This window comes from Mesorhizobium sp. (genome assembly GCF_004962925.1).
In the GTDB taxonomy this organism is placed as follows: domain Bacteria; phylum Pseudomonadota; class Alphaproteobacteria; order Rhizobiales; family Rhizobiaceae; genus Mesorhizobium.
In genome coordinates this window covers 3207-5097 of record NZ_SUEO01000061.1, presented here as the reverse complement: position 1 = coordinate 5097, position 1891 = coordinate 3207, and the positions used below count along the sequence as shown (strand labels likewise).

General features: G+C 63.1%; 3 protein-coding genes. All 3 read left to right on the top strand.

All coding sequences use genetic code 11. The features are described 5' to 3' along the window. Positions 1-1003: type VI secretion system-associated FHA domain protein TagH (gene tagH, locus E5W87_RS14535; RefSeq protein WP_292398320.1), on the top strand; the 1003-nt coding region annotated here is incomplete at its 5' end. A gap of 3 nt (positions 1004-1006) precedes the next feature. Then, a complete protein-coding gene (gene tssJ, locus E5W87_RS14530) occupies positions 1007-1459 on the top strand; it encodes a type VI secretion system lipoprotein TssJ (RefSeq protein ID WP_292398318.1) in 453 nt (150 codons plus the stop codon). A gap of 39 nt (positions 1460-1498) precedes the next feature. After that, positions 1499-1891: type VI secretion system baseplate subunit TssK (gene tssK, locus E5W87_RS14525; RefSeq protein WP_292398395.1), on the top strand; the 393-nt coding region annotated here is incomplete at its 3' end.

Below are 1891 nucleotides of genomic sequence, written 5' to 3'. Positions count from 1 at the left end.
GCCGAACCCGTTCGAGCAGCCAATTCCAGGAGCATTCGAGCGCGCCAACCAGCGCAGTTCGCCGGCCTTCGACGACCCGTTCAGTCTCGACCCGGTATCAACGCCCGCTGTCTATCCCGAACCACGTGGTGCGCAAGCTCCTGCAGACCCGTTCAGCCTCGATCCGGTGCCTTCAGGTGCAACCGAGTCCGTTCCAGGCCAGTCCGTTTCGGGAAAGTCATCCGAATTCGATGACGGTTTCGGTTTCGGGCCGGCCGCTTCGCCCGATTTGAGAAACGGCACCGGCTCGACCGGTCAACGCAAACACAGCGCCGGAAGACCGCAGTCGGCCAACCCCTGGGATTTGCCCGGACGGGCGGCGGATGTCCCTTCTCCGCCACGTGCAGGCGTTGCTCCCAAACCCGCCCCCTCCCTGGCAGCGGCGCAACAGGCGAACACGGCCCTTCGCACGGCGTTCTTGCGTGGCATGGGCGTCGAGGAAGCCGATTTTCCCGGACGCGACAGCGTCGCGGAAATGGAGAAATTCGGTCGTGAGTATCGGCTCATGATGGAAGGGCTGATGCAGCTTCTGCGCAAGCGAGCCGAGGAAAAGGGGAACGCTCGCGTCGCCCAGACGGTGGTGGGGGCCTCTGAAGTCAATCCGCTCAAATTTCTGCCGACGGTCGACGACGCCATCGTGACCATTATCGCGGAGCGCAGCCCCGGATTTCTGGCCGGCGAAGCGGCAATTGCGGACGCGGTCCGCGATCTTGCGCAACATCACGTGCGCGCATGGCGAGGCGTGCAGTCCGCCTTGCGGCGGATGATCGACCGTTTTGACCCGGCAGTGATCGAGGAAGAGCTGAAATCGAGTTCGGCGATCGGCACCCTGCTTTCGGGCGGGCGCGGCGCCAAGCTGTGGGAACTATACCAGAAACGCCATCGTGAAATCGCCCAGAGTGCGGAATCGAGCTTCCTCGGCGAAATCGGCGCTGATTTTCGGGATGCATACGAGGAGGAGTGAAAAATGATCGATCGACGCGAATTTATCGTTGCTCTGGGCGCAACGGGGCTGCTTACGGCTTGCCAAAGCGGTCCGCCAAAACCATCCGCGGTCACCGTCAACCTGACCGGCGCGGCCGGCATGAACCCGGGACCAGGTGGCGGCGATCGACCCGTGACGGTCCTCGTGATGCGGCTGCGCAGCACCGGTAAATTCAATTCGGCCGATTATTTCGCGCTGCAAGGGGATGCCGGCTCCGCACTCGCAGGCGATCTCATTGGATCCGACCAGATCTCCGTCGGACCGGGAAAAACCGCATCCAAAACCATCACGGTCGAGCCGGACGCGGCTGCACTGGGCTTCGTTGCCCTCGTTCGCGAGCCTGGCGGCCGGACCTGGCGTACAACCAAGTCGGTGTCGCCGGGATCACAAGTTACCGTCAACGTCACGCTTGGCAGTGGCGGCATTTCCGCCTAGCGGCCAGGGCAAGGGGTGCTCAATGCAGGAAGTAGCGGCATGAGCGATGCAAACAGGGTGCTGTGGTCCGAGGGCCTATTTCTCCGGACCCAACATTTTCAGCAGCAAGATCGTTTTTTCGAAGCGACCGTGCGCGGCGCGTTGCAGGCCGGGCAGCTCCATACATTCGGCTTTCAGCAATTGACGCTGGACCAGTCAATGCTCGATGCCGGCCAGATCTCCATCCTGTCGGCCCGGGGCATCTTTCCGGATGGGACCCCCTTTTCCATCCCAGACATGATGGACGCGCCTCGACCGCTGCCGGTCACCGCCGATACGGGTGCCGGACCGGTGCTGGTCGCGCTGCCGCTCGAGCCTGCCGGTGGTGTCGGTTTCGATCCGGCACACGCCGCATCCACCGGAGCACGCTATCATGGGCGGATCGTTTCGGTC

Bases quoted from the DNA above. Each gene is read 5' to 3' on its own strand.
- tssJ (WP_292398318.1), top strand. From the start codon at position 1,007: ATGATCGATCGACGCGAATTTATCGTTGCTCTGGGCGCAACGGGGCTG.